The 20,461-nt window shown below is 69.2% G+C and carries 16 protein-coding genes; 4 read left to right on the top strand and 12 right to left on the bottom strand.

What is annotated here, in order from left to right; all coding sequences use genetic code 11:
• Positions 1-34: 34 nt before the first annotated feature.
• Positions 35-808, bottom strand: a complete 774-nt coding sequence (locus ABD120_RS25750; RefSeq protein WP_343952634.1) for a trans-aconitate 2-methyltransferase — start codon at positions 806-808, stop codon at positions 35-37.
• Positions 809-863: 55 nt separating this feature from the next.
• On the opposite strand from ABD120_RS25750, the gene ABD120_RS25755 reads away from it, so the two are divergent.
• Positions 864-1,370, top strand: coding sequence for a MarR family winged helix-turn-helix transcriptional regulator (locus tag ABD120_RS25755; RefSeq protein WP_343952635.1), 507 nt, complete (start codon positions 864-866; stop codon positions 1,368-1,370).
• Here ABD120_RS25755 and ABD120_RS25760 read toward each other — a convergent pair whose 3' ends face one another.
• From ABD120_RS25760 to ABD120_RS25775, 4 genes are all read right to left on the bottom strand, one after another.
• Positions 1,371-3,161, bottom strand: coding sequence for an ABC-F family ATP-binding cassette domain-containing protein (locus tag ABD120_RS25760; protein ID WP_343952636.1), 1,791 nt, complete (start codon positions 3,159-3,161; stop codon positions 1,371-1,373). It lies immediately after the preceding gene.
• Between the two features lie 200 nt (positions 3,162-3,361).
• Entirely contained in the window at positions 3,362-4,102 is a 741-nt protein-coding gene (locus tag ABD120_RS25765; RefSeq protein WP_343952637.1) for an ABC transporter permease, read from the bottom strand.
• An 876-nt stretch (positions 4,103-4,978) separates the two neighbouring features.
• Entirely contained in the window at positions 4,979-5,881 is a 903-nt protein-coding gene (locus ABD120_RS25770; protein WP_343952638.1) for a 4-(cytidine 5'-diphospho)-2-C-methyl-D-erythritol kinase, read from the bottom strand.
• 1,131 nt (positions 5,882-7,012) lie between these two features.
• Positions 7,013-7,975, bottom strand: a complete 963-nt coding sequence (locus tag ABD120_RS25775) for a C40 family peptidase (RefSeq protein ID WP_343952639.1) — start codon at positions 7,973-7,975, stop codon at positions 7,013-7,015.
• A gap of 973 nt (positions 7,976-8,948) precedes the next feature.
• Between ABD120_RS25775 and ABD120_RS25780 the strand changes: the two genes are divergently transcribed.
• Positions 8,949-9,206, top strand: a complete 258-nt coding sequence (locus tag ABD120_RS25780; RefSeq protein WP_343952640.1) for a hypothetical protein — start codon at positions 8,949-8,951, stop codon at positions 9,204-9,206.
• A 425-nt stretch (positions 9,207-9,631) separates the two neighbouring features.
• Positions 9,632-10,531 carry a hypothetical protein gene (locus ABD120_RS25785; protein ID WP_343952641.1) on the top strand — a complete coding sequence of 300 codons (900 nt, stop codon included), beginning with the start codon at positions 9,632-9,634 and terminating at the stop codon, positions 10,529-10,531.
• A gap of 20 nt (positions 10,532-10,551) precedes the next feature.
• Here ABD120_RS25785 and rsmA read toward each other — a convergent pair whose 3' ends face one another.
• The 6 genes from rsmA to ABD120_RS25815 form a co-directional block, all read right to left on the bottom strand.
• Entirely contained in the window at positions 10,552-11,406 is an 855-nt protein-coding gene (gene rsmA / locus ABD120_RS25790; RefSeq protein WP_343952716.1) for a 16S rRNA (adenine(1518)-N(6)/adenine(1519)-N(6))-dimethyltransferase RsmA, read from the bottom strand.
• A gap of 53 nt (positions 11,407-11,459) precedes the next feature.
• Entirely contained in the window at positions 11,460-12,371 is a 912-nt protein-coding gene (locus ABD120_RS25795) for a resuscitation-promoting factor (protein ID WP_343952642.1), read from the bottom strand.
• A 65-nt stretch (positions 12,372-12,436) separates the two neighbouring features.
• A complete protein-coding gene (locus tag ABD120_RS25800; RefSeq protein ID WP_343952644.1) occupies positions 12,437-13,294 on the bottom strand; it encodes a TatD family hydrolase in 858 nt (285 codons plus the stop codon).
• On the bottom strand, positions 13,291-15,087 hold the full coding sequence (gene metG, locus ABD120_RS25805; RefSeq protein WP_343952645.1) for a methionine--tRNA ligase: 1,797 nt from the start codon (positions 15,085-15,087) through the stop codon (positions 13,291-13,293). The genes ABD120_RS25800 and metG overlap by 4 nt, the downstream gene beginning before the upstream one ends.
• 84 nt (positions 15,088-15,171) lie before the next feature.
• Entirely contained in the window at positions 15,172-16,053 is an 882-nt protein-coding gene (locus ABD120_RS25810) for a hypothetical protein (RefSeq protein ID WP_343952646.1), read from the bottom strand.
• Positions 16,054-16,122: 69 nt separating this feature from the next.
• A complete protein-coding gene (locus tag ABD120_RS25815) occupies positions 16,123-17,346 on the bottom strand; it encodes a glycosyltransferase family 2 protein (RefSeq protein ID WP_343952647.1) in 1,224 nt (407 codons plus the stop codon).
• A 100-nt stretch (positions 17,347-17,446) separates the two neighbouring features.
• Here ABD120_RS25815 and ABD120_RS25820 point away from each other — a divergent pair, with 100 nt between their 5' ends.
• On the top strand, positions 17,447-18,973 hold the full coding sequence (locus tag ABD120_RS25820) for a hypothetical protein (protein WP_343952648.1): 1,527 nt from the start codon (positions 17,447-17,449) through the stop codon (positions 18,971-18,973).
• Here the strand turns inward: ABD120_RS25820 and ABD120_RS25825 are convergent.
• Positions 18,924-20,429: a dolichyl-phosphate-mannose--protein mannosyltransferase gene (locus ABD120_RS25825; protein ID WP_343952649.1), complete on the bottom strand. Its 1,506-nt coding sequence runs from the start codon at positions 20,427-20,429 to the stop codon at positions 18,924-18,926. The genes ABD120_RS25820 and ABD120_RS25825 overlap by 50 nt on opposite strands.
• Positions 20,430-20,461 lie beyond the last annotated feature (32 nt).

Raw genomic sequence — 20,461 nt, forward strand, 5'->3', positions numbered from 1 at the left:
CAGGTTAACTTCCCATAGCCGGTAGGTGTCCAGTTCAGGACACCTGCGCCACCACGAAGACGCGGCGGAACGGGAAGACCGTGCCGAACTCCCCTGCCGGATACGCCTCGGCGAGCAGGTCCCGGAGTTGCGTGCGGTACTCCTGTTGCTCCTGAGGCGTCAGCCGGTCCAGGACGGGCCGGAGCGTCGTCCCCGTGAGCCAGGTCAGCACCGCGTCCTCGCCTTGCAGGACCTGCGTGTACGTCGTCTCCCAGGCGTCCACCCGGCAGCCGAGGCCGCTCATCAGCTCCAGGTACGCGGGCGGGTCGTCCACGGGCGAGGGCCGGTCGAGGTCGCCCAGCCGCTCCCGCCACCGCTCGCTGCGGCAGAGTTCGCGGATCAGCCGGTGGCTCGGCGCGGCGAAGTTGCCCGGCACCTGGAAGGCCAGCCAGCCGCCCGGTGACAGCAGTTCGACCCAGTGGGCGAGCAGGTCACGGTGCGTGGGCACCCAGTGGAGGACGGCGTTGGAGACGAGCACGTCCACAGGGCGGTCGGGGCGCCAGAGGGTCACGTCGGCCACCGTGTAGCGGCCTTCCGGGACGTTCTCCCGCGCCGTCGCGATCATCGCGGGCGAGGAGTCGAAGCCCTCGACCGTCGCGTGCGGCCATCGGCGGGTGAGTTCCGCCGTCGATTCCCCTGTCCCGCAGCCCGCGTCGACGACATAATCAGGCTGGTCGGCCTGGATGCGCGCGATCAGTTCGAAGAACGGCCGCGCACGCTCGTCGGCGTATCGGGAGTACGTGGACGGGTCCCAGATATCTCTCGACATAAAGATAGTTGATACCGAGATATATATCTCGATGTCAAGATAGTACACTGCTGCCATGAGCGAAGCGCAGCGCCCCGAGGACGAGGTCGACCGACTCGTCGCCGCCTGGCGAACCGAACGGCCCGACCTCGACGTCGAACCCCTCCAGGTGCTGTCACGCGTGTCCCGCCTCGCCAAACACCTCGACCGGGCGCGGCGGGCCGCCTTCGCCGAACACGACCTCGAACCGTGGGAGTTCGACGTGCTCACCGCGCTGCGGCGAGCGGGCAAACCGTACGAGTTGTCGCCCGGGACCCTCCTGCGCGCCACCCTCGTCACCTCGGGCACCATGACCAACCGGATCGACCGCCTGGCCCAGGCCCAACTCGTGCGCCGCCGCCCCGACCCGGAGGACCGCAGAGGCGTCCTCGTGTCGCTGACCGAAAGAGGTCAGCAGCGCGTGGACGCCGCCTTCGCCGACCTGCTGCGCCGTGAGCACGACCTGCTGGTCGGACTCGGCGGCGCCGAACAGGCAGTTCTCGCCGGACTTCTGCGTACCCTGCTGACGCCGTTCGACACCTGATCACTCCCCGAGGCGGTCGGCGAGTTCCATCCAGTCGGCCTCCACCGCCGACACCTGGCCCTGGATCTCCTTCAGCTCGGCATCCAGCGAACCCAGCTTGGCGTAGTCGCTGGCCGCCTCGGCCATCCGCGCGTGCAGCCGCGACTCCTGCTCGTGGAGCTTGTCGAGCTGGCGCTCCAGCCGGTTCAGCTCCTTGCGCAGTTCCCGCTCCTCCTTGGCCGAGCGGCCCGCCGACACCGGCTCGACCGCCGCCACCGCCTCCGGGGGCATGCCCGCACGGGCCGTCACCGCGTTGCCCGCCGCCCGCCGTTCGAGATACTCCTCCACCCCGCCGGGCAGCATCGACAGCTTCCCGTCACCGAGCAACGCGACGCACCGGTCGGCCACCCGCTCCAGGAAGTAGCGGTCGTGCGTCACCAGCACGAGCGTGCCGGGCCAGCCGTCGAGCAGGTCCTCCAGCTCGTTGAGCGTCTCGATGTCGAGGTCGTTGGTCGGCTCGTCGAGCAGGAGCACGTTGGGGTCGTCCATGAGCAGCCGCAGCAACTGCAACCGGCGCCGCTCGCCGCCCGACAACTCGCCGACGACCTTCCACTGCGCCTCGCCCTTGAAGCCCAGGCGCTCCAGAAGCTGCGACGCCGTCCATTCGCGCTTGCCGACCGTGATGTACTTACGGATCTCCTCGACCGTCTCCAGCACCCGCCGCTGCGGGTCGAGTTCGGCCAGTTCCTGCGACAGGTGCGCGAGCCGCACCGTCTTGCCGCGCACGACCCGCCCCTCGTCAGGCCGTACGGTGTCGGCGAGCAGCCGCAGCACCGACGACTTGCCCGAGCCGTTCACGCCGATGAGCCCGATCCGGTCACCCGGGCCGAACTGCCATGTGCACTCGTCGAGCACCAGCGGGCCGCTTCCGGGACCGCCCGCGTGCAGCGTGACGTTCTCCAGGTCGTACACCGTCTTACCGAGCCGCGCCGTCGCGAACTTGACCAGTTCCACGCTCTCCCGAGGCGGCGGCTCGTTCGCGATCAGCGCCTGGGCGGCCTCGATGCGGAACTTCGGCTTCGACGTCCGCGCGGGCGGGCCCCTGCGCAACCAGGCGATCTCCTTGCGCATGAGGTTCTGCCTGCGCTCCTCCGCGGCCTGGGCGATCCTGGCCCGCTCGGCCTTCGCCAGCACATAGGCCGCGTAACCGCCCTCGTAGCGCTCGACCCGGCCGTCCACGACCTCCCACGTGCGCATCGACACGGCGTCGAGGAACCACCGGTCGTGCGTCACCACCACCAGCGCGCTCCTGCGCGCCGCCAGATGCCCGGCCAGCCACGCGATCGCCTCGATGTCGAGGTGGTTCGTGGGCTCGTCCAGCATGATCAGCTCGTGCTCGTCGACGAGCAGTTTGGCCAGCGCGGTGCGCCGCCGCTCACCGCCCGACAACTCACCGACCCGGGAGCCCAGGTCGAGGTCGCCGATGAGGTTCGCGAGGATCTCGCGTACGCCCTGGTCGCCCGCCCACTCGTGCTCTGCCCGCACACCGAGGACGATCTCACCCACCGTCGCCGCTGGGTCCATCGTGTCCTGCTGCGAGAGGAATCCGACCCGAAGGCCCCGATTGTGCGTCACCCGGCCGGTGTCGGGGCGCAGCAGGCCCGCGAGCACGGACAGCAGCGTCGTCTTGCCGCCACCGTTACGGCCCACGACGCCGACGCGTTCACCGGCGGCGATGCCCAGGGAGACGTCGTGGAGGAGCGGCTTGGGGCCGTAGGCGTGGGAGACTGACTCAAGATTGACCAAATTCATCGCAGTACCAGCGTATCGGCTCCGCCCGGCTGGTGTTCCGCCGTCTGGATCGTGCACCACCGACATCCTGATCCAGGGTGCCGCCCAGGAACTTGGTGCCGGACACAACGCACGTGGTACGGCTCACCCGGTGCCGCTCACCCGGCGCGACCCACGCGGTGCGGCTCACGCGGTGCGGCCGAGATTCGATTTCCGGCCCATTAGGCGTCCCTGCGCTGCAGCAGTACCGCGCCTGCCGCGACCGTCACGGCCACCCACACCAGGTACACCCCGAACCCGCTCAACGGGCCCAGGTACTCGTTGCTCTGGCCCGAGACGATCAGCGCTCCGGCGTTCGTGGTGAAGTAACTGGCCACGACCGGGCCCCACTCGGGCGGAAGCTGGCCGGACAACGTGGGCAGGAACTGCATCAGCGCGATAACTGTGACGATCGCGCCCGGCGTGTGCCTGATCACCGTACCCAGCCCCAGGCCGAACAGCCCGCACGCCATGAGGTACAGGCCCGCCCCCGTGACGGCCCGCACCACCTCGCCCATGTCCACCGACGGCGGCTGGGACACCAGCAGCCCGGCACCCACCGCGACCACGGAGGCCACCAGCGAGACGACCAGCGCCACCCCGGCGAATGCCAGGATCTTGGCCGTCAGCAGACGCATCCGCCGAGGAACGGCGGTGAGCGAGGTACGGATCCCGCCGGTACGGTACTCGCCGGAGATCACCAGCACGCCCAGTGTGGCCATGGACAGCGAGGCGAACATCGTCCCGCTGACGCTCATCGAGACCGCTTCGTCGCCCGTGATCGGGCCCCTTCCGGACGCCTCGTTCACGACGTGCAGCAGAATCGAGAAACCCACCATCAGGATGGCGGTGACGGCCAGCGTCCACACCGTGGAGCGGACCGAACGGATTTTGGTCCATTCGGACCGGATGACGTCGATCATGCTTCAAGCGTCCCGCTGCGGCGAGCCGTTTTCGTCCTGCTCAGGAACCGTTCTTCGGGACGGTCCCCTAGGAGCCTGCTCCTACGCTCCAGGTCGCACGACCGAAGCGGACCGAACCGGACCGAACCGGACCGAACCTCCTGGCCGACTCAACCCACGCAAGCACCTGCGGCTTCGCGCCAACCCACCAACGGTCAGCAGCGGCGCGCGGCGACTGGTGAGCACGCCCGGCACTGCATCCGCATCGGCCGTGTCGGCAACCACGGCAGACACAGCGCTCAAAGCAGCGCACGCCCCGTAACACACCACCCAAGGCGACCGGCCCCGCGAGCCGGAACCGGATTTCAACCACGCCCGACCATGTGGTCCCACCAGCGCAGGAAGTCCGCGACCGCGCGGGGCTGGCGGGCCAGCCGTACGAGGAGGGAGGGGACGGACGGCAGCGCGCGCAGCAGTTCGGCCGTGGACGGACGGTGGTCGCCGCCACGCGAGTCGCATCCAGCACCAACTGCCCGGTCAGCACCCCACGAATCAAGCCACCGGCAGCGCACGACCCCGAAATCCGAACACCAGGACAGGCACAGCACTCAAAGTGGCGCACACCCCGTTGCGCACCGTTCGAGGCGACCGGCCCAGGCCACACCCTGGCTCCCGCCGAGCCTCTTCATCAAAGACCCGTAATGGTGCCTGCGAGAAAGTCGGTGCCCTAGTGACGGCCCATTCGGTGCTCTTGTGACCACCCCACGCGGTGCCCTCGCAACCGCCCACCCGGCGCCCTACTGACACCCACCCGGTGCCCTCGTACCGCCCAAGGCCGACGCCCATCATCGCGCGTACTGCCCGCGATGGCGGAGCGACAGGTTCCGGCTCACCCGGTCAGACGAGTTGGGCCCCTCCGACGGGACCATACGCGGTGGAGGTCGATCGGCAGACCCCCGTGCCCGCGATGGCGGCGGCGAGATCCGCCGCATGCTCCGCATCCGCCGCGAGGAACGCACACGTCGGCCCGGATCCTGACACGAGCGAACCCAGTGCCCCGAACTCCCGCCCGGCCTCCAGCGTGCGTGCCAGGCTGTGCCGCAGCATCAGCGCGGCAGGCTGCAGGTCGTTGACCAAGGCGTCACCGAGCGCCCGCGCGTCGCCGGTGCGCAACGCTGCCAGCAGCGGCTCGCTGACCTGCGGCCATGCCACCTGTTCGCCGCTCGCCTCACGGATACGGTCGCACTCGCGATACACCGTGGCCGTCGAGAGCCCGCCGTCGGCGACGGCGAGCACCCAGTGGAACGTGCCGTTGGTCTCCAGTTCGCTGAGCTGCTCACCACGCCCCGTGCCGATGGCCGTCCCCCCGATCATCGAGAACGGTACGTCACTGCCCAGATCAGCGGCGATCTCCATGAGGTCGTCGAGCGGCAGCCCGATCCCCCACAGCTCGTTGCACGCGACCAGCGCACCCGCCGCGTCGGCGCTGCCACCGGCCATGCCGCCTGCCACGGGGATCGCCTTACGAATCACCAGATCGACGCCGTACGCCCGCCCGGCGTGCTTGGCCAGCGCACGTGCGGCCTGGATGGCCAGGTTGCTGTCGTCGACGGGGACCAGTTCGGCGGACTCCCCGCTCACCCTGACGCTCAGCCGCTCGGACTCCCTGGCTTCCACCTCGTCGAAGATCGAGACCGCGTGGAAAACGTTCACGAGATCGTGGTAGCCGTCGTCCCGAAGCGGACCCACGGAAAGTTGCACGTTGACCTTGGCGGGCACCCGTACGGTCACCGAACTCATCGATCTCTTTCCACTTTCATCGCCTCGGATTCAAGGATGTCGATCGTAGCGGGGCAGACCCGCCCGCCGACCAAGGTCTCAACACGTTGTCCGACTCAACCCTAATTGTCACCCTGGTAAATCCGACGGCCATGACGAATATCACCGTGGATGCTCTCCATATCGCAATCGCCACATATCTCTCCCCCACGCAGTCATGGGCGACGTCCACGACCACCCTCGCACCCATGAGCGACATCCACGACCACCTTCGCAGCCATGGGCGACATCCACGACCACGTTCAGGCGATGCACTTCACACGCAGACCCACCGCCCACCTCCCCAGCCCCGCCTCCCCTTCCTCGATGCCATGGACAGCCCTGACGACCACGTCCACGCAATTGAGTCGTCCACAAACTGGCGAGATCCCTCAACCATCGTCGAGTGGGGTGGCGAGTTGAGACAGTCGCCTCCGTTAGGCCGGCTGAGTCGGCGGAACCGGGGGCGCGTTGAGCCCGGCCGGGTCAACTGGGCATTGGCTAGGGCGACACCGATCGTCCGGAAGAGTCTGGAGTCAACCGGGCCAGCCCAGCCGTGCCCGTGAGCCGACCCGGCCGGGGCACTGCGGGTCGGCCCAATTGGGCATCGTGGACCGGCCCGACTGGGACATCGTGGATCGCCTCAGCAGGGCATCAGCGGTTGGCCCGACCGGAGTACCGCAGGCCACCCCAGCCGGCGCACCACGAAGTTGCCCGCCTCAACCCGAGCCCCGCAAACCGAGCCAACCAAACCACCACAAGCCACCCCAACCAGCACACCACGAAATTGCCCACCCCAACCCAAGCCCCGCAAACCGAACCAACCAAACCACCACAAGCCACCCCAACCAGCACACCACGAAATTGCCCACCCCAACCCAAGCACCACAGACCGAACCAACCACCACCACGGGGTTGGCCACCCCGACCCGGGCCACCGCGAGCAGATCCAACCGGAACGCCGCAAACCAGCTCTGCTGGGCGCAGCGGGCAGGCCGCCCCAACCGGGGCATTGTGGGCGGCCCGAGTGGGGACTACGGGTTGACCCGGTCTGGGCACTACACAGTGCGGAGACGCTGACCGAGATCGGCGGTGGAGCACTTCTGCGGTCCGTCAGGAAGGGCGGACGGCACCACGGAAGGTGGATCTGAAGTACGTCGAACCGAGGAAGGGGGTCTTTCTGACGACATCTCCGGTCTTGGGGGCGTGGATCATGGTGCCTCGGCCGACGTACAGGCCGACGTGCGTTGGATCACCGGAACCGCCACCGAAGAAAACGAGATCGCCTCTGCGAAGGTCCTTCAACGTGATGCGGCGGCCCTGACGGAACTGAGCTCCGGTGTGGCGGGGCAGCTTCACACCTGCCTGCGACCAGGCATAGAGGGTGAGGCCGCTGCAGTCGAAGCCGGTGGTTCGTGCGCCGCGCCCCACGCCCCGGGTCGGGCCGGTGGGAGACCCGCCACCCCAAGAGAACGGGATGCCGAGCTGACGCAGGGCCGCCCTGGCGGCTACCTCGCCTCTGGCGGATATCACGCTTCCAGACGTCGGAACTGACCTCTTGGCGCCCACCCTCGCGGCCGACCGCGTGGTGACAGACCTCAGAGTCGACCGCTTGACGCCCACCCTCAGAGCTGACCGCTTGACGCCCACCCTCGCGACCGACCGCATGGTGACAGACCTCGGAGTCGAATGCTGACTGTCGGCACGCAGTCTCGGCCAGTCGCCGCCGCTTCCTGAATACGAGCGCTTGCGGTCGCCGTGCAAAGTCCTCCGCTCGCCATTGGCCCCCAAGTTGTCGGCCTGCGAAGTCGACCTCTCGCCATCGGCCTGCAGATCCGACCGCCAGCCGTCAGCGCGAGTGAGGAGCCACTCACCATCCACGTGGGTAAGCGACCACTCGCCGGCGACTTGGACGGACGACCGCTCACTGTCGACTTGCAGGAGCGACCGCTTGCCGTCGGCCCGCAGGGGCCGCCACGTGCCGTCGGCCGGAAGAGTCGATTGCCTGGTGTCGGCCCTCATGAGCAACCGCTCGTCGCCGGCCGCAGATATGTAGGCCGCGTCATGCGAACTCACGCCGGACAGGGAGCCTGCACCGGACACGGAGCCCGTATGGGGCACGGAGAAGACCGTGCCAGGCACGGGGAAGATGCCTGCTGCGGACTCGTCCGGTGGTGCGAGAGCCTCTGACGTGGAGCGTGTCTGTGACTCGGGAGCCGCTGGCATGAAGGAGGTCTCTGACTCGGGAGCCTCTGGTGCGGAGCGGACCCCTGAGGCGGGAGCCACTGACACAGAACGGACCCCTGACGCGGAAGCCACTGACACAGAACGGACCCCTGACGCGGAAGCCACTGACACAGAACGGACCCCTGACGCGGGGGTCGGGGTGGGCACGGGCCTGGGCGCAGGCTCGGCATCTGGCACCGGCGGCGTGGGGTGGGCGGAGGCGAAGTGAGCGCCGGAAACTGCTTCGCGCTCGCGGCGGGTGCGCTCGCGCACAGCGGCTGTGTGGCTGAGCACGTGGCGGTGGTGTCGGAATCTCTCCTCGAAGACCGGGAGATGGCTGGGGTGAACGACGAGGGCTGTGGTCTTGATGCGGACTTTGGGTGGGGTGCGCCGAAGTTCGGAGGGGTCGGCGTTCGATCGGTCGTGGGCGGGGTCTGGTGCGGTGGGATCGGGCTTCTCGGACACAACCCACCGCGCCATGCGAACACGCTCGGGCACAACCCACTGCACAAGGTGACCGCGCTCGGACAGGACCCGCTGCGGAAGGTGGACACTTCCGGGCACGAACCGCTGCGCCGGGTGAACGCGCTCAGACACAAGCCGCCGCGCGAGGTGGCTACTTTCGGGCACGAACCACCGCGCGAGGTGGACGCGCTCGGGCACAACCCACCGCGCCAAGCGGACGCTTTCGGGTACAGCCCATCGCGCGAGGTGGACGCTTTCGGGCACAGCCCATCGCGCGAGGTGGACGCGCGTGGGTATGGAGCGGTGGAAGGCGGACACGAATGGCCGAGGCGGCCGCTCTGGGGCCTGAGCGGGCGCTGTGCAGATCTGCCTGGGCACAGCGGTGGCCAGGTGGTTGAGAGGCGTTTCGGGTCTCAGGGTGAACGGTGAGCGGCTCGATGTCGATGTGGTCGGCGAGGTGTGCGGCGGCATCGACGGATGGTTGGAGGCCACCGAGATATCGAGGGGGCAGTTCGACATCGCCGTTGGGGCAGCCATGAGGGCGGCCAGGACGCCTCCGGTCAGGGTGAGCCGCTTGAGGCGGCAGGAGCATGTGGTCATCGACGGCCTCCCGTGAAGGGCGTTGCGGGTGGGAGGTCAGGATCGAACGCCGGGCGGGCCCTTCGGGAAGCAGAACGGGATTCTGTGGATGAGTGTGTGACGCCAGGAGCGGGCTGTGGATAACGGCGCCGGAAGGGTGGTGCTCCTCCATGCGCTGCCAGGGATCGCGGTCAGGTTCGCCGCGCCGACCCGAAGCCCGAGCTCCCGCACAGCCTCACCCCGCCAGGAATCACGGTCAGCGCCGACCCGAAGCCCGAGTCCCCGCACAGCCTCACCCCGCCAGGAATCACGGTCAGCGCCGACCCGAAGCCCGAGTCCCCGTACGGCGTCCGGTTCTTGCAAGACGGGTAAGTGGCCTGGTCAGAGGATAGGAGACAGGCAACCCACGGGCCTTTCCGAGGAAGGTTGCGGGACATCACGAAACGGATATCGAGGTGCGACATGGCCATAGACATCGCAGTGATCCAGGATTTCATGGCTGGGCATGCGAGAGTCCTCGACCGGCGGCGGTTCGAGCTCATCACCGGCGGCGGCCACCCCTCCGGCGTACTGGCTGCTTTGGATGGTTACAGAAACCCGGACGGCGGGTACGGCTGGGGCCTGGAGGCCGACCTCCGCGCCCCGGAGAGCCAGCCCGGAGCGGCGCTGCACGCGTTCGAGGTGTTCGAGGAGATCGCACCCGCGACGAGTCCGCATGCCGCAGCGCTGTGCGATTGGCTGGAGTCCGTGTCGCTGCCCGACGGCGGCGTGCCGTTCGCGCTGCCGATGGCCAGTGGGGCGGCCACGGCTCCGTGGTGGCGCGGGGCGGACACGGCGGGCTCGTCGTTGCAGATCACGTCGGTGACGGCCGCAGCCGCGCATCGGGTGGCCGCGCACGATCCGGACGTCGCCCGGCATCCTTGGCTGGAGCGGGCGACCCGCTACTGCCTGGACGCCATCGCGGCCATGGACACGGCGCCGCCCGCGTACGTGCTGTTGTTCGCCGTACGGTTCCTGGACGCCGTCCACGAGCGGCATCCGGAGGCGGCGGACCTGCTCAAGCGGCTCGCCCAGTACATCCCGGCCGACGGGCGGGTACATGTCGAGGGCGGGACGGAGGACGAGGCGCTGCGCCCGCTGGATTTCGCGCCGGAGCCCGGACGCCCTGCGCGGGAGCTGTTCGCCGCCGACGTGATCGCGGCGGATCTGGACCGGGTGATCGCCGAGCAGCGGGACGACGGCGGCTGGGAGGTCGACTACCTCAAGGTCTCCCCGTCGGGCGTGCTGGACTGGCGCGGCTACGCGACCGTGCGCGCCGTGAGCCTGCTGGCCGCCAACGGACGGCTTCAGGCGCGCCCCTGACGCGACAGGCCGGCGGGGCCTCAGGCGGGCGGCTGGGAGGGGGTGTTCTCCGCGATTCTGGCGAAAGCCTCGACGTCGATCTGCTCGCCGCGCGCCGACGGGTCCACGCCCGCCGCCCTGAGCGCCTCCTCCGCCCGCGCCGGGGATCCGGCCCACCCCGACAGCGCCGCCCGCAGCGTCTTACGGCGCTGCGCGAACGCCGCATCGATGACGGCGAACACCTGCCGACGGGTGGCCGTCGTGGTGGGCGGCTCGCGGCGGGTGAAGGCCACCAGCCCGGAGTCGACGTTCGGCACCGGCCAGAAGACGGTACGGCCCACCGGCCCGGCCCGCCGCACATCCGCGTACCAGGCGGCCTTGACCGACGGCACGCCGTACACCTTGGATCCGGGCCCGGCCGCCAGCCTGTCGGCCACCTCGGACTGGACCATCACCAGCCCCTTCCGCAGCGACGGAAGCACCTCAAGCAGGTGAAGCACCACAGGCACCGCGACGTTATACGGAAGGTTCGCCACCAACGCTGTCGGCAAATATCCGGACAAGTGGGTGGGGGTTAGTTTCAGCGCGTCCGCCTCCACCACCGTCAGCCGGTCACCGAGCCCCCGCGCCGCCACCGTGACCGGCAACTGCCCCGCCAGCACCGGGTCGATCTCGACCGCGACCACATGCCGCGCCGCCCCCAGCAGCGCCAGCGTCAGCGATCCCAGCCCAGGACCGACCTCGATGACCACATCGTCGGCCTCGACCTCGGCCACCCGCACGATCCGGCGTACGGTGCCGCCGTCGATCACGAAGTTCTGCCCCAGTTTCTTCGTAGGACGAAGATCGAGCTTCTCCGCCAGACTGCGAATCTCCACCGGGCCCAACAGGTCCATCATCCAACCAGTCTCCCGCACCGGCGAACCACCCAGGTCGAACGGGGCCCGGCTCACCGCCCGAACAGCCGCCCGCCGCAGTGTGGCCACTGCCCCTGCCATCGTCCCTGAACCCGCTGATAGAGCAGTTGCGCCCGATAGGTCTGCTCCTCCGGCGGCCACGCGCTCGGCACTCCGCCCCCGCCCACGGCCCGCCAACTGTCCAGGCTGAACTGGTACAACCCGTAATACGGCCCCGCCGCGTTGTACGCCCTGGGATTCCCCCGCGACTCGCAGGCCGCCAGCGCCGCCCAGTCCAGCCGCGCGACCTCCGGCGCGACCAGTACCACCCGCTCCGGCTCCACCCTGATCACCACCCCCTGCCGGGGAAAACTCGACGGCTCCGGCGTCACCCGGTACCCGCGCGGCGCCCGGATCCGCTCCTGCGCCAGCACCTGCCGTACGGTTCCCGCCGTCGTCCGCGCCCACCGCCGTCTCCCGTCGGCGACGATGAGCACCCGGCGCTCGGTGTAGACCGTCAGCGACATCCCCGACAGCGGCACCGCCTCGCCGAGTTCGGCCGACAGCCGCCCGGCCACACCGCCGATCTCCAGTTCGTCGAGCGCGTCACCGACGTTCGTCGCGGTGACCACCCGGTGGCTGGTCCGCCCGTCGACGGTCAGCCGTACCGGCCGGGCCCGCTTGACCACGACGGTGGCCCCGTCGGCGAGGTCCTGCTGCGCGCCCAGGCTGAGGTAGTCGCCGAACCCGACGGTGACCCCCGCGTCGGACAGCAGTTCGTGCACCGACCCGGCGAAGCTGCGCACGGCGACGGCCTCGCCGTCGACGACGAGCCTGATGTCCTTGGCCAGGCTCGCCGCCCCCACCAGCGCTCCCGCGGCCGCCGCTGCGGCCAGGCAGAGCACCGGTGTCCACGGCGAGCGCCAGGGAATCCGAGGGCGCGGCGCACGCCTCTTCCCACGCACGGGCTACCTCCAGTTGGACCGGAGCGCCCGAGGCTAGCGGTTGGTGACCGTGCGTAGCCACCGATTCACGAGAAGTCGCCGAAGACGGTCGTGCCGTTGGCGCTGATCGCCTCGCACAACGCCTTCGGCTCGACGCCCTTGACCTCGGCGAGGCAGCGGACGATCAGCGGGATGAGGTAGGGCGCGTTGGGCTTGCCCCGGTGGGGCACCGGCGGGAGGTACGGCGCGTCGGTCTCGACCAGCAGCAGTTCGGTCGGCGCGACCGAGGCCGCCGCGCGGAGGTATCCGGCGTTCTTGTACGTAACCGGGCCCGAAAAAGACATGAAATATCCGGCATCGGCGCACTTCTTGGCCAGCTCCGCGTCACCGGAGAAGCTGTGGAACACCACGACCTCCGGAGCGCCCTCGGCGGCCAGCACCTTCAGCACGTCGTCGTGCGCGTCCCGATCGTGGATCACCAACGCCTTGCCCGTGCGTTTGGCGATCTCGATGTGCGCCCGGAAACTCGCATGCTGATCGTCGCGCGAGGCCCAGTCGCGGTAGTAATCGAGCCCGGTCTCCCCCACCGCGCGCACGACCTCACGCCGCGCCAGTTCCTCGATCTCCGCCAGCACCTCGGGCGTCGCCTTGCCCGAGTCGTTGGGATGGATCGCGACCCCGGCGTACACACCTGCGTGCTCGGCCGCGACCTGGCAGTTCCAGCGTGAGGACGCCAGGTCGTAGCCGATCGTCACCAGCCGCGTGACGTTGACCGCGCGGGCCTGCGCCACGATGCTCTCGATGGACGCGGCCGCGGCCTGGGCGGCCAAGGCCACGGGATCTCCGGAGGACGCCTGCCGGTCGCCCACCATGATGTCGAGATGGCAGTGGCTGTCGAACACCTCGGCGGGCAACGGCTCCGGGGCGGGCGGCGCCTGGCTCACGCCTGGCCGTCCGGGTTGCCCAGCCTGCCGAGTTCCTCGTCCACGACCTTCGGGTCGAGCTTCTTGAACAGCGGGACCGGCGGTGCCAGCGGGGTGCCCGGACGGATCGGCCGGTGCTCCCAGCGCGCGCCGTCGCGGTAGTCGCCCGTGATCACGGGGTACGGCGTGCCGCCGTCCTCGTCGACCTCATGGATCTCCGGCATGCCCGACCACACGCCCTCGCCGCCGAGCATCGCGTGGACCTTGTTGGACGACGACGGCAGGAACGGCGTCAGCAGCGTCTTGGCGTCGTCGACCACCTGCAGCGCGGTGAACAGGATCGACTTCTGCCGCTCAGGGTCGTCCTTGATCTTCCAGGGCTCCTGCTCGGCGAGGTACTTGTTGGCGTCGCGGACCACGTCGAACGCCTCGGTGATCGCGTTCTTGAAGCGCGAGCGGTTCAGCTCGGCACCCACCGGCGCGAACGCCTTGCGGGAGCGTTCGAGCAGGTGGCGGTCGGCGTCGGTGAGCTGGCCCGCCTCCGGGACGGCGCCGAAGTTCTTGGCCGCCATCGAGATCGACCGGTTGACCAGGTTGCCCCAGGCCGCGACCAGCTCGCCGTTGTTGCGGTTGACGAACTCCTGCCAGGTGAAGTCGGTGTCCTGGTTCTCAGGGCCGGCGACCGCGATGTAGTAGCGCAGCGCGTCGGCGTCGTAGCGGGCGAGGAAGTCGCGGACGTAGATGACGACCTGGCGCGAGGAGGAGAACTTACGGCCCTCCATCGTCAGGAACTCGCTCGACACGACCTCGGACGGCACGTTCAGCGCGCCCAGCGAGCCGGGGGTGCCGCCCTTGGCGCCGACGCCGCTGTAGCCGTAGAGCATGGCGGGCCAGATCTCGGCGTGGAAGACGATGTTGTCCTTGCCCATGAAGTAATAACCACGGGCGTCGGGGTTCTGCCACCACTGCCGCCAGGCGTCGGGGTCGCCGCTGCGGCGGGCCCACTCGACGCTCGCGCTCAGGTAACCGATCACGGCGTCGAACCAGACGTACAGCCGCTTGTTGGCCTGCTCGCTCCAGCCGTCGAGCGGGATCGGCACGCCCCAGTCGAGGTCGCGGCTGATCGCGCGCGGCTGGAGGTCGCCCAGCAGGTTGAGGGCGAACTTCAGCACGTTGGGACGCCACTCGCCCTGCTTGCTCTGCAGGTAGCCGCCCAGGACCTCGGCGAAGGCCGGGAGGTCGAGCATGAAGTGCTCGGTCTCGACGAACACCGGGGTCTCGCCGTTGATGCGGCTCTTCGGGTTGATCAGCTGGACCGGGTCGAGCTGGTTGCCGCAGTTGTCGCACTGGTCGCCTCTGGCGCCGTCGTAACCGCAGATCGGGCAGGTGCCCTCGATGTAGCGGTCGGGCAGGGTGCGGCCCGTGGACGGCGAGATCGCGCCGAGCGTGGACTTCGGGAAGATGTAGCCGTTGGCGTGGAGGCCCTTGAAGATCTCCTGCGTGACGGCGTAGTGGTTCTTCGTCGTGGTCCGCGTGAACAGGTCGTACGACAGGCCGAGACTGGTGAGGTCCTCGGCGATCACCCTGTTGTAGCGGTCGGCGAGCTCTCTGGCCGACACGCCCTCCTTGTCGGCCTGCACCTGGATGGGGGTGCCGTGCTCGTCGGTGCCCGACACCATCAGGACCTTGTTGCCCGCCATGCGCTGGTAGCGACTGAAGACGTCGGAAGGCACGCCGAACCCGGAGACGTGCCCGATGTGGCGAGGGCCGTTGGCGTAGGGCCACGCGACGGCGGTCAAGATGTGCTGGGACATGCCCCCAAGCCTACGGCTCGCGCGTCATCGCATCGAACGGATAACGCCCCGGAGGCGAGGCGGGGAGTGCCCGCCTCGCCGGCTTCAGGCGAAGACCTCGTCGGCGTCTGCGGCGACGACGGCGCGGGTGACCCACCGCTGGACGACCGCTTCGTCTTCGCAGGCGTCGACCAACGCGCGGTGACGCTCCTGGAGTTCGAGGCCGCGTGCGGCCAGCACACCGTGCAGCGCGACGACGGCGGCCTGCACGAGGCCCTGCTTGTGTCCTGCGTCGTGCCCTGCGTCCCAGAAGGGCCTGGTGAAGTAATCGTCCTCGCGACACGCGTAGAGCTCTGTCTTGGAAATCATCTTCTCCAGTTCCTTCCGGATCGGCTCCCCCAGGCACGCCTTGAGGTAAGCGTAGTTAAACGAGCCTCTCTCGTCACCCCGGGTGACCAAGTCGTTGGCCACGGTGACGGCGACCTCCAGATCGTTGAGCGCCACCGCCGCGAGCGTCGCTATCTCGGGTGACGCGCGGATATCACCGATCAGTAGCCATCGGCGGAGTTCGGCGGGTCCGACCACGATCGGCGCCAGAATGACGCTGGAGTAGTCGGGGAACAGCGGCTCCGCGCACTTGGCCGCCGTCTTCTCGTCGAGACAGATGACGACGAGCGCGACCGGCGCCCGGTGGCGGCCGGCGAGATTGCCGACGTAGGCGAGCCATTTCCAGACCTTCGCCTCGATGAACCGCCGCTGCACCTCGACGACCACGTAGGCGCGGCTGCCGTGGGGTGTGACGACGGACACGACCGAGTCGGCGACGGCCTCGACCGGAAGCCGCTCGTTGAGCTCGGCGGATTCGAGCCTGGCGTCCTTGAAGCCCTCGATGTCACGCCCGAAGCGCAGGGCGAGCAGTTCGACGGCGAGTTCGGGACGCCGCTGGATCATCTCCAGCGGCATCTCGTGCTGGTGCGTAGGCGACACAGTCACTCCTCTGAACAGGGGGTGACGGTAAAACTACGCTATGTATTCGATCAGAGTGGCGAAAACAGCTCAGGAAGTCTTGGAACCCTCGCGGCTGACGGCCTCAGCGGCCTCCTCCGCCGCGGAGGCGGCGTAGTCGAGCGGGTTCTCCCGGCTGCGGCGGATGCCGAGGATGCTGATGAACAGCGAGGCGAAGATGGTCTGGAAGCTCATGATCAGCGCCGTCGCGGCGGGCACGACGATACGCAGCGACTCGCGCGGGTCGAGTTCGCCGAAGCTGCGAACCTGCCAGTGGACCAGCGACATGACCAGGCCGACGAGACCGGCGACGGCCAGCAACCCGCCGATGATCAGGCCCCGTTCCAGGGTGACGTGGCCGAGCAGCTTGCGGATGCGCGGCGACTCGGGCAGGAAGCCCTCCTCCGCCGCGTACACCTTGGTGAACAGCGCGAACAGCGCCGCCTGGAAGCCGATCACCACCATGGCGGAGGCGCCGACGAGGGTGTCGACGTCGAAGGCCAGTTCGCCGATGCGGAGCGGGCCGAAGGTCAGGCGCGTGCCCATGACCAGGCCGACGGCCATGAGCGCGAGGCCGGGGATGAAGAACAGCCACTTCGGGCTGTAGAGGAGCAGGAAGCGCAGGTGACGCCAGCCGTCGCGCCAGGAGCGCAGGTGGGGCGGGCGGGAGCGGCCGTCGGGCGAGAGCGTGGTGGGCACCTCGCGCACGTCGAGACCCTGCAGCGTGGACTTGACGACCATCTCGCTGGCGAACTCCATGCCGCCGGTCTGCAGGCCCAGCCGCAGGATGGACTCACGGCGGAAACCGCGCAGGCCGCAGTGGAAGTCGCCGATGGCGCTGGGGAAGAACAGGCGGCCGACGAACGACAGGACGGGGTTGCCGAGGTAGCGGTGCAGCGGGGGCATGGCGCCCGGTGCGATGCCGCCCTTGAAGCGGTTGCCCATGACCAGGTCGGCGCCGTCGCGCAACTGCTCGACGAACGGGAGCAGGCCCTCGAAGTCGTAGGAGTCGTCGGCGTCGCCCATGATGACGTACTTGCCGCGCGCGGCCCTGATGCCGCCCATGAGCGCGTTGCCGTACCCCTTGTCGTCGACGTGGACGACGCGCGCGCCCGCGTCCCTCGCCAGTTGCTGGGAGCCGTCGGTGCTGCCGTTGTCGGCGATCAGCACTTCGCCTTCGATCCCGTGTGCCTTCATGCACGCAATCGCCTTGCGCACGCAGACTTCCACGGTTTCCGCCTCGTTGAGGCAGGGCATGACCACCGTCAGTTCCACGTCCCGACCCTTCCAGGGATGGCATTTCCAGCACACCATCATGCCCTGTGCCCTGCCATGCTCGGGTCAAGTCCGAAAAACGCCTGGCATTCTTGATGGCATGGTGAGCGTCGCGGACGCTTCCGCGCTGGAAGACTCCGCCCAAGACCGACTCGCGCGCATGCGCTCCTTCCTGCGCCGACATCGGGTGTTCGCCGTGGCACTCGCCATGGGCGGGCTGCTGCGGCTGATCACCATGCTCGGGTACGGCCCGGCGATGTGGTTCAACGACTCCTACGAGTACGTGTCGGTGGCGCTGCACCCGCGCCCGCACGCGATCAGGCCCGACGGCTACAGCTTCTGGCTGCTGCTGCTGAAGCCGTTCCACAGTTTCACCCTGGTGACGCTGACGCAGCACCTGATGGGCCTGGCCACGGCGGTGCTCGTCTACGCGCTGCTGCGCAAGCGATTCGGGCTGCCGACGTGGGGGGCGACGCTCGCGGCGGCGCCGGTGCTGTTCGACGCCTACCAGATCCAGCTTGAGCAGCTCATCATGTCCGACTCGATGTTCATCCTGCTGGTGGTCGGCGTGGTGACGCTGGTGCTGTGGCACCGGCGCATGTCGTGGCGGGTGGGCGCGGTGGTCGGCCTGCTGCTGGCGCTGACGTGGCTGACCCGCTCGATCGGGCTGCCCATCCTGGCGCTGGTGGTGGCCTATCTGCTGCTGAAGCGGGTGGGCTGGAAGCCGGTCGCGGCGGTGATGACGGCGTGCGCGGTCCCGGTGGTGGCGTACATGGCCTGGTTCAACTCCGCGTTCGGCAGTTTCGCCATGACCCAGAGCGACGGCCTGATCCTCTACATGCGCACGGCGATCTTCTCAGACTGCGCCAAGATGAAGATCGACCCGCGCAAGGAACTCGACCTCGCGCTCATGTGCATCACCGACAAGCCCGGCGAGGCCCGCGAGAAGTTCTCGCAGTGGTACCTGTGGGGCGAGGGCCGGGGCGAACAGCTGCACGTGTGGGGCGGCAAGAAGTTCGACGACTTCAAGAACGAGACGGCGGGCGCGTTCGCCAGGCGGGCGATCCTGTCGCAGCCCGGCGACTACCTGAAGGTGGTGGCGGCCGACTTCTTCCGCGCCTTCCACTGGGGCCGGCCGACCTTCCCCGACGCCAAGACGTACAACATGTACGAGTTCCGTCCATACGAAGAACTCGTCAACGGACAGCCGAAACGGCTGCCGACCTGGTCCTCCTACGCGGGCGGACGCACCGACACCGACGCCTTCGCCTACGAGCAGGGCCCGCCGGAGACGCGCGTCGTCTCGCCGTGGGCCGACATCATGAGCGCCTACCAGAAGGTCTTCTACCTGCGCGGCATCCTGCTCGGCGGCATCCTGATCATCGGCCTGTACGGCCTCGCCGTCCGCTGGCGCGTCTGGGGCGGCCCGGTGGCGCTGCCGTGGCTGGCGGCCTTCGGCCTGCTCCTGGCCCCTGCGGCGACGGCCGAGTTCGACTACCGCTACGTCCTGCCCGCGGTGCCGCTGGCCTGCCTGGCGGCGGCGATCACGCTACGCCGGGGCATCCGGCCCAAACGGGTCACGACCACGAGCGAAGCAGCATCCGCGACCACCACTCCGCGTTCGTAACCGTCTCGGACGTCAGCACGGGATACAGCCACCACAGGTTGATGAGGACGATCAGCGCGAACGCCCCGACGGCGGCGCCGCCGCCCGCTCTTCGCAGGGGCGCCGCGTCCTGTCTGCCGAGGACGAGCCCGGCGACGAGCGTGAGCGCGAGCACCATGAACGGCACCAGCGGCACCATGTAGAACAGGTACATCGTGCGCTTGTCGGCGATGGCGTAGTAGAGCCAGGGCGCCCAGCCCAGGGCGTAGGCGAGCAGGACGGCGCCAGCCCGCCAGTCGCGGCTGGCGACGTACCAGGCGATGAGGGCGACGAGTGCCACGAGGGCGGCGAACCAGAGCGCGGGGGTGCCCGCGCCGTGCACGGCCTGCGTGCACTTGTCCGCGCCGCAGGCGGAGGGCGGCAGGTCGCTCTTGATGTGGAACAGGACGGGCCGCCGCAGCACGGGCCAGTCCCAGGGCCAGGACTGCCAGGAGTGGCTCTCCTGAAGTCCGGTGTGGAAGCGCAGCACGTCGAGCTGGTACTTCAGCCAGGACCTGGCGGAGTCGAACAGGAAGAAGCCGGGCCCCGCCGAGGTGGCCTGCTCCCAGTTGCGGCCGTACCCTGCGGCGGTGGTGAACCAGCCGGTCCACGACAGCAGGTACGTCGCGGCGGGAACGGCCGCCAGGGCGGCCGGCGCGGACTGCAGGCCGCGCCGGAGCGTGTCCCGCCAGGCCCGCCGCACCCCGGCCGCCCGTCTGGCGCCGACGTCCCACACGAGGGAGAGGACGGCGAAGCCGAGCAGGAACCAGATGCCCGACCATTTGACGGCGCAGGCCGCGCCGAGCGCGGCCCCGGCCGCGAGCCGCCAGGGGCGCGGCCCGAGCCGTGCTCCGGCCTCGGCGAGCAGCCGTTGCCTGACCTGGTCGCGGTCGACGACCAGGCAGGCGAAGCCGACCAGCACCCAGAACATGAGGAAGATGTCCAGCAGCGCGGTGCGCGAGAGCACCAGGTGCAGCCCGTCGAGGGCGAGCAGCAGCCCGGCGAAGCAGCCGAGCAGGGTCGAGCGCGTCATCCGGCGGGCGAGGCGGGCCAGGACGAGGATCGACAGCGTGCCGGCGACGGCGGCCATGAAGCGCCAGCCGAAGGGGTTCATCCCCCACATCCACTCGCCGACGGCGATCATCCACTTGCCGAGCGGCGGGTGGGCGACGTAGGAGGCGCAGTCGGTCTGCTGGGCGCACTGCTTGAAGATGTCCAGGTTGCCGGTGATCAGCCGCTGGTCGGCGACCGGGTTCTTGGCGTCGCCGAGGAAGGTCCGCTCGGCGCCGTGGAGAAGGAGCGCGTAGGCGTCCTTGGCGTAGTAGGTCTCGTCGAAGACGACCGTGTGCGGCTCCCCCAGCCGAAAGAAGCGCAGGATCCCGCCGAAGAGCGCGACCAGCCCCGGCCCGAGCCAGGGCCACAGGCCGCGCTCCTGCATCGGCGGAACCAGCTTTTGTGCTGAAACCCCCC

This window comes from Nonomuraea longicatena (assembly GCF_039525605.1).
Classification (GTDB): Bacteria; Actinomycetota; Actinomycetes; order Streptosporangiales; family Streptosporangiaceae; genus Nonomuraea; species Nonomuraea longicatena.